We start from the raw sequence: 7,139 nt of genomic DNA, 5'->3' as shown, positions 1-7,139 counted from the left end.
TCTTGTTTTTCTTCTTCTTTTACTTTAATTACTTCAATATTTTTTGTTTTTTCCTCTTTTTTAGGAAGTTCTTTTTGCACCTCTTTTGGTATTACAGCAGGTTCAATTTTGTCAAAATAATCTTTATGAAATTCATCTGTATACTCTTCAAAAGTATCTTTTAAATGGACAATAGGTTTCTCTTTTTCTTGAACTTTTTTTGTTTCTTGTTTAAGAATATTGTTATTTGTAATAGTTTTATTTGGACTTTCATTTTTCATTATAAAATAGCTTGTTGCTACTGCTAAAAATGCAAATAAAAATATCACCAAAAATATTTTTAGTAATTTAATTTTTGATATTACAGAAGAGTTTTTAGTTTTTCTTTTAGTTTTTTTTGAAGGCATGAGATAGACTATCTAAATCAAGAGAGTAAAACTCTCTTAATTTAAAATTAGTTTTTGTCTTGTTGAACGATTTTATTCGCTGCAATCCAAGGCATCATTTCTCTTAGTTCAACACCAGTTTTTTCAATTAGTGTTTCTCTTTGATTATTTCTTTCAGCATTCATTCTTGGGTATCCAGCTTGACCTTCTAAGATGAAGTCTTTTGCAAATCTACCATCTTGAATCTCTTTTAAAAGTTCTCTCATAGCCTGTTTAGATTCATCATTGATAATTCTTTTTCCAGCAATATAGTCACCGTATTCAGCAGTATTTGAAATAGAATATCTCATATCAGCAATTCCACCTTCAAACATTAAATCAACGATTAATTTTAATTCGTGTAAACACTCGAAGTATGCCATTTGTGGGTCATATCCAGCTTCAGTTAATGTTTCGAAACCAGCTTGAACTAATGCAGTAGCACCACCACATAATACAGCTTGCTCTCCAAATAAATCAGTTTCAGTTTCATCTTTAAAAGTTGTTTCAATAATTGCAGTTCTACCACCACCAATTGCAGAAGCATATGATAATGCTAATTCTTTAGTGTTTCCAGTTGCATCTTGGTGAATTGCGATTAAGTCAGGAATTCCCCCACCTTTAACAAACTCTGATCTTACAGTATGACCTGGAGCTTTAGGAGCTACCATCATTACATTAATGTTTGCAGCAGGTGCAATTCTTCCATAATGAATGTTGAAACCGTGTCCAAATGCTACAGTAGCACCGTCTTTTAAGTTTGGAGCAATTTCATTTGCATAAATATCACCTTGGTTTTCATCTGGTAATAAAATCATTACTACATCAGCAGCTGCAGTTGCATCAGCAACTGTTAATACTTCAAAACCTTTAGCTTCAGCTTTAGCCCATGAAGAACCATTTTTTCTTAAACCAACAACAACTTCAACACCTGAATCTCTTAAGTTTTCAGCGTGTGCGTGACCTTGTGATCCAAATCCAATCATAGCTACTTTTTTTGATTTAATTAAATCAATATTACAATCTTTGTCATAGTAAACATCTAATGCCATTGTTAATCCTCTAAAATATATTTTGTGGGATTATACCTAAAGAATGCTAAAAATTTATAAAAATATCGCCTTTAAATAGATATTCTTAGTCAATTATTTAGTTTTTTCTAATTATCAAATTTTGTAAAATGACACTTACTGAAACTTAGTGAAATTTAACAATAATTTATTGTAATATAAAGGCTTAATACTAATAAAATCACAAATAAAATTATAAAAATAGGCTAGTTAAAAAAGATGAAATTTTATTTCATAATAAGTCTTGAAATCAAATTTAGTTACTATACTATTAATTATGTATAACATTAAGGTAAAAAATGATTAAAAAAGTATTTGAAAAACTAATTTCAAATGTAAATGATTTTAATGATGAAGAATTAAAATATTTAAATCCATTTATAAAAGATGGTATTGTTGTTAAAAATGAAGATGGCAATTTAGAGTTAAGCTCAAAATATAAAGTATGTCTTGTAAAAGTGGAGAAGAATTTCGTTGTTTTAGAAGACTTAATTAGTGAACACAAAAATATTAAAATAGAGTTTGATAATTTAAATGGTGCTTATGACGGTGATTTAGTTCTTGCAAAAAGAATATTCAATCCAAGATCAAGAATAAAAGCAAATATTATCAAAATATTAGATGGTAAAAAAGATGATATTTTAGTTTATATAAAACAGAACTCTTTTTATACTGTAAAAGAGAATATCAAACTAGATAATAAAGGCGCTTCTAAATATGAAGAGGGTGAGGTTTTATTAGTTCAGAATAAATCATTAGATTTAATTAAATCAATTGGTAATATCAATGATGCAAAAATAGATGAGTTTATTTCACTGTATTTATATCAAGAAGAGTATAGATTACAAAAGCCACTTGAAGTAAAAGCCAAAATGGATGACTCAAAAGAAAGAGTTGATTTAAGAGATTTAGCATTTTGTACAATTGATCCTAATAGTGCAAAAGATCATGATGATGCAATTTATTATGATGTAGATGAAGAAGTTTTATATGTGGCAATTGCTGATGTATCTTATTTTGTAAAAGAGGGTTCGCAGTTAGATAAACAAGCATTTTTAAAATCAACATCTATTTATTTACCTGGAAAAGTTTTACCAATGCTTCCAAATGAACTAAGTGAAGATATGTGTTCATTAAAAGAAGGAGTAGATAGATACTCGTATGTATTTAAAATATACTTAGATTTAGAAAATAAAAGTGTTAAAAAATCTCAATTATTTGAAGCTATTATAAATTCACATAAAAAATTCTCTTATGGTAGAATTGATAGAGTTTTAGAAGGTAAGCTTGACCAATATACTCAAGGTGATAAAGAGATTTTTGATTATATATTACCCTTATATGAAGTTACAAAAAGTTTTAGAGCTAATAGATTAAAAAAAGGTTATGACTTTAGAACTATTGAAATAAGACAAAAACTTAAGAATTTTAAAATTCAAGGTGTAGAGATTGAAACTTCAACTGCATCTCATCAATTAGTTGAAGAGTGTATGTTACTTGCAAATATTGAAGCTAGTAAAAAAGTAAATACAGTTGGAATTTATAGAATACATGAAGAACCACCTTTTAAAGCAATTGCTAGACTTGTTGATGAAGTTAATCTTTTGGGTGTAAAAGTAAAACTTCAAAGTGATGTACATGATACAATTACTCATATTCAAGAGTGTGCTAAAAAAACTATGTTAAGTAAAGAGATTGATGAATTAATTATTCAATCACAAACACAAGCAAAGTATTATTCAAAAAATGCAGGTCACTTTGGTTTAGGATTCTCTTCATACTCACATTTTACAAGTCCAATTAGAAGATATTCTGATTTAGTACTTCACAGAATGCTAAAAAGTAAACAAACACCTGCTGATATTGATGATATTTGTAATCATATTTCATTAAACGAAAGAAAAGTAAATCAACTTGTTTGGGATTATGAAGATAGAAAATATGCAAGATGGGCAAATGATAATATTGGTTTAGAAATAAAAGTAAAAGTAATTGACTCTGAAAAATCAAGAGCTGTTTGTTATGAAAAAATGAATGGTTTAAAAGTTACAATGGAAAATTATAGAGGTCAAAATCTTTTTACAAAACTAAGAGTTATAATTAAAGAAGTTGATTTGATTTCTAAACAAATAATAGCAACTATTAGATACTAAAGTATAGGAAAAATTAATTTATGTATAAAAATGAATTTGATAATCACTTAAGACAAAATACAAAGTTTAATGCTTATATGTTTTTTGGACAAGCTTTGTTTTTAGTTGAACAATATGCTTTAGATATTGCAAACTCTTGTGGAACAAAAGATGAAATAGAAAAACTTTATTTTGATGATTATGATTTTAAATATATAAAAAATAAACTTTTACAATCTTCTTTATTTTCATCAAATAATGTAGTTTTAGTAAAGTTAGAGAAAAAGATTCCCAAAAAAGATGTTGAAGCATTAATTGAAGCTTGTAATATTAATCCAGATAGTACAATAATTTTTTCATGCTTAGGTGATACAGAATTTAAGACAATGGCTGGATATTTTACAAGTAAGAACAATTCAGCATCAGTAAGAATGTTTCAACCATCAGATACAGAAGCAATAAGAATACTTGAAAAAGAAGCAAAACTTTTAAATATTAACTATGATATGCAAGCATTAAATCACTTATATTTTATGCATAAAAATGATTTAGCATTATGTGTTAATGATTTAAATAAATTATCTATACTTGATGAAAAAATTACTTCAAATATAATAAACATTCATTGTTTTGGTATTGGTGCTGTATCTTTTGAAGAGTTTCTAAATAATCTGCTTTTAGGTAAAGATATAAGCGATGATATTGCTTCTTTACTAGAAGAGGGAATGAATGAGGTCTTTTTACTAAATCAAGTAACTTCATTTGTTCAACAATTATTTATGATAAGTGCATACGCAAGAGCAATTGGCACTCCAAATCCAAAAGAGATTCTAGGCTTTATTCCTCCTAAAAATATTTGGGATAAAAAGTGTAAACTAGCTATTAATATAAAACCTGAAGTTTTTCAAAAGATGTTAGAGTTTTTATTAAATATAGAATTAGAGCTAAAGAGTTCAAAAATTGATAATTCAAATTTATATATACAATCATGCCTAAGAAAGTTTACAGTTTTGTTTAGATAAAATCCATGACTTTATAAAAAAAGTACCCTTGCTGATATTTAGTGAAAACTAAAAAATACCGGCATAAACTACGAGGAGAACTTAAATGTCTAAATTAAAACATTACGAAACAATGTTTATCTTAAAGCCTACATTAACTGATGAAGAAACTGTAGCGCAAATCGAAAATGTAAAAGCACTTATTGAAAAGAATGGTGGAGAAATCGCATCTTGTCTTGATATGGGTTCTAGAGAACTTGCTTATGAAATTGAAAAAAACAAAAGAGGTTACTACTTCGTTGTATATTTCAAAGGAAATCCTGCAGGAATTGCTGAAATTGAAAGAAATTACAGAATTAACGAAAATCTTATTAGATTTATCTTCATTAAATATGAAAATAAAAAAGAGATTGCAGTTTGGACTAAAATGAGTGACGAAGCAGCAAAGAAAGCTAACTAATTAAAACAATAGGAGTTTTGTATGTACAGTAAAACAATTATGGTAGGAAACCTTACTAGAGATATTGAATTAAGATATTTACCATCAGGTGCTGCAATAGCAAAATCTGCGATTGCTACATCTTATAAGTATAAATCTGCAACTGGAGAACAAAAAGATGAAGTTTGTTTTTTAGATTTTAATATTTTTGGAAGATCTGCTGAGGTTGCAAATCAGTACTTACGAAAAGGTTCTAAAGTTTTATTAGAAGGTAGACTTGTATTTGAACAATGGACTGCGCAAGATGGAACTAACAGAAATAGACACTCTTTAAGAGTTGAAACTATGAAAATGTTAGATTCAAAAGGTGAGTCACAAAATAATAATGCTGGGGACAACCAAGGTTATAATCCGCAAGGATCGTATAATCAACCAGCACAAAATAATCAATACAATAATAATTCTAATGCTCAAAGCACACAAAATAACAACTATGGTGGTATGAATCAAGCGCCTAAAGTGCCTGAAACAAGAATACCTGAAATAGATATAGACGAAGACGAAATACCGTTTTAGTAATTAAAGGAATATACAATGGCTGAAAGAAGAAAATACGGAAAAAAATACTGTAAATATACTGAGATGAAAGTTGATTTCATTGATTATAAAAGCACTGATTTATTAAAACTTTCTATGAGTGAAAGAGGAAAAATCATGCCTAGAAGACTTACAGGGAATTCTAAAAACTCTCAAGAAATGGTAGAGAAAGCAATCAAAAGAGCTAGACACATGGCACTAGTTCCTTATATTGTAAATACAAAACAATTAACAGACGCTGCTTACTTAAGATAGGCATTTTTGTTAAACAAAAAAAAGGGCAAGAAGTTTTACTTCTTGCCCTTTTTTTATGCTTGATTTTTAAAACTTAAATAAAAGTGTAAAAAACCTTAGTATTAAATACTAAAGTTTTTCCCAAACAACACCATTTGCTGTATCCATAATAGATATTTGCATTTTAGTAAGTTCATCTCTTATCTTATCTGATAATTCAAAATTCTTATCTTTTTTAGCTTCAGTTCTTTTAGCTATTAAATCTTCAATTTTTTCTTTATCATTTTCGTTAATTCCAAATTGAAAATAAGAATAAGCATCAAATGTAGCAATACCTAAAATATTTTGGATAAATTCAATATTTGCAATTAACTCTTTTTTAAATGCCTTGTCTTTTGCATTAGCATCTAGTTTATCATTTGCATTAGAAATCATTTCATCAATAATTGATAAAGCTTTTGATGTATTTATATCATCATTTAAAGCATTTAAAAGATTCTGTTTAAACTCTTTATTAACAGTTGAAGCAGAAGCTCCATAAACTCTTTTTTTAACTCTATAAAGCTTATCTAGTCTTTTTTTAGATGATATTAAATCTTCTTCATTAAAGTTAAAATTAGCTCTATAATGAGTAGTCATTAAATAAAATCTAATTACTTCACCTGAATATGATTTTAGTACATCTTTTAAGAAAAATGAGTTACCAAGAGATTTGCTCATTTTTTCTCCATCAATATTTACAAAACCATTGTGCATCCAATATTTTGCTAAATCTTGATTTGATGAACATCTAGTTTGCGCAGCTTCATTTTCATGATGAGGAAAAATTAAGTCAGCTCCTCCACCATGAATATCAATTTGGTATGGTGTGTCTTTATATGCTAAATGTTCTTTAATCATTGCAGAACATTCAATATGCCAACCTGGTCGCCCATTACCAAAGTTTGCTTCGAACTCAACATCATTTTCTTTGGTAAATTTCCAAAGTGCAAAATCAGATTGATTTCTTTTTTCTTTATTACTTTCAACTCTAGCAATTGAGTTTTCATCACTTGCTCTATTTGAAATTGAACCATAATGTTCATCTTTTGATGTATCAAAATATACACCATCTGATGTTATATAAGCACAGTCTTTTGAAATAAGGTTATTAATCATTTCTTTCATAATTTCTAAATTTTGTGTTGCTTTTGGTTCAATTGTATTTTCTAATACATTTAATGTTTGCATATCATTTTTATATGCAGTAATGTACTCACTTG

Annotated in this window: 8 protein-coding genes; 5 read left to right on the top strand and 3 right to left on the bottom strand. The window is 27.6% G+C overall.

From position 1 onward, the window contains the following. The coding region (locus tag ACERKK_RS09405) for a hypothetical protein (protein WP_373772830.1) at positions 1 to 386 on the bottom strand (386 nt) is incomplete at its 3' end. 47 nt (positions 387 to 433) lie between these two features. Then, positions 434 to 1,456 (bottom strand): ketol-acid reductoisomerase, encoded by a 1,023-nt coding sequence (ilvC, locus tag ACERKK_RS09400; RefSeq protein WP_373772829.1) that lies wholly within the window; start codon positions 1,454 to 1,456, stop codon positions 434 to 436. Positions 1,457 to 1,773: 317 nt separating this feature from the next. On the opposite strand from ilvC, the gene ACERKK_RS09395 reads away from it, so the two are divergent. The 5 genes from ACERKK_RS09395 (at position 1,774) to rpsR (ending at position 5,898) form a co-directional block, all read left to right on the top strand. Next, complete coding sequence (locus ACERKK_RS09395) at positions 1,774 to 3,627, top strand: RNB domain-containing ribonuclease (protein ID WP_373772828.1); 1,854 nt, start codon at positions 1,774 to 1,776, stop codon at positions 3,625 to 3,627. Between the two features lie 20 nt (positions 3,628 to 3,647). Then, positions 3,648 to 4,628, top strand: a complete 981-nt coding sequence (gene holA, locus ACERKK_RS09390; protein WP_373772827.1) for a DNA polymerase III subunit delta — start codon at positions 3,648 to 3,650, stop codon at positions 4,626 to 4,628. 85 nt (positions 4,629 to 4,713) lie between these two features. Further along, positions 4,714 to 5,067 carry a 30S ribosomal protein S6 gene (gene rpsF, locus ACERKK_RS09385; RefSeq protein ID WP_373772826.1) on the top strand — a complete coding sequence of 118 codons (354 nt, stop codon included), beginning with the start codon at positions 4,714 to 4,716 and terminating at the stop codon, positions 5,065 to 5,067. A gap of 21 nt (positions 5,068 to 5,088) precedes the next feature. Beyond that, positions 5,089 to 5,622, top strand: a complete 534-nt coding sequence (locus tag ACERKK_RS09380; protein ID WP_373772825.1) for a single-stranded DNA-binding protein — start codon at positions 5,089 to 5,091, stop codon at positions 5,620 to 5,622. Between the two features lie 18 nt (positions 5,623 to 5,640). After that, positions 5,641 to 5,898 (top strand): 30S ribosomal protein S18, encoded by a 258-nt coding sequence (gene rpsR / locus ACERKK_RS09375; protein ID WP_373772824.1) that lies wholly within the window; start codon positions 5,641 to 5,643, stop codon positions 5,896 to 5,898. Between the two features lie 108 nt (positions 5,899 to 6,006). On the opposite strand, the gene cysS is transcribed toward rpsR, so the two are convergent. Further along, positions 6,007 to 7,139 (bottom strand): cysteine--tRNA ligase (gene cysS / locus ACERKK_RS09370; protein ID WP_373772823.1); only part of this gene is annotated, 1,133 nt, incomplete at its 5' end.

The organism is Poseidonibacter sp. (assembly GCF_041821165.1).
GTDB lineage: Bacteria > Campylobacterota > Campylobacteria > Campylobacterales > Arcobacteraceae > Poseidonibacter.
The sequence above is the reverse complement of the archived record's forward strand: the minus strand, read 5'-3'. Positions and strand labels throughout refer to the sequence as shown.

What these genes read in the sequence shown, in the direction of transcription:
- ilvC (WP_373772829.1), bottom strand. Translation starts at nt 1,456, where the DNA reads ATGGCATTAGATGTTTACTATGACAAAGATTGTAATATTGATTTAATT.
- ACERKK_RS09395 (WP_373772828.1), top strand. Translation starts at nt 1,774, where the DNA reads ATGATTAAAAAAGTATTTGAAAAACTAATTTCAAATGTAAATGATTTT.
- holA (WP_373772827.1), top strand. Translation starts at nt 3,648, where the DNA reads ATGTATAAAAATGAATTTGATAATCACTTAAGACAAAATACAAAGTTT.
- rpsF (WP_373772826.1), top strand. Translation starts at nt 4,714, where the DNA reads ATGTCTAAATTAAAACATTACGAAACAATGTTTATCTTAAAGCCTACA.
- ACERKK_RS09380 (WP_373772825.1), top strand. Translation starts at nt 5,089, where the DNA reads ATGTACAGTAAAACAATTATGGTAGGAAACCTTACTAGAGATATTGAA.
- rpsR (WP_373772824.1), top strand. Translation starts at nt 5,641, where the DNA reads ATGGCTGAAAGAAGAAAATACGGAAAAAAATACTGTAAATATACTGAG.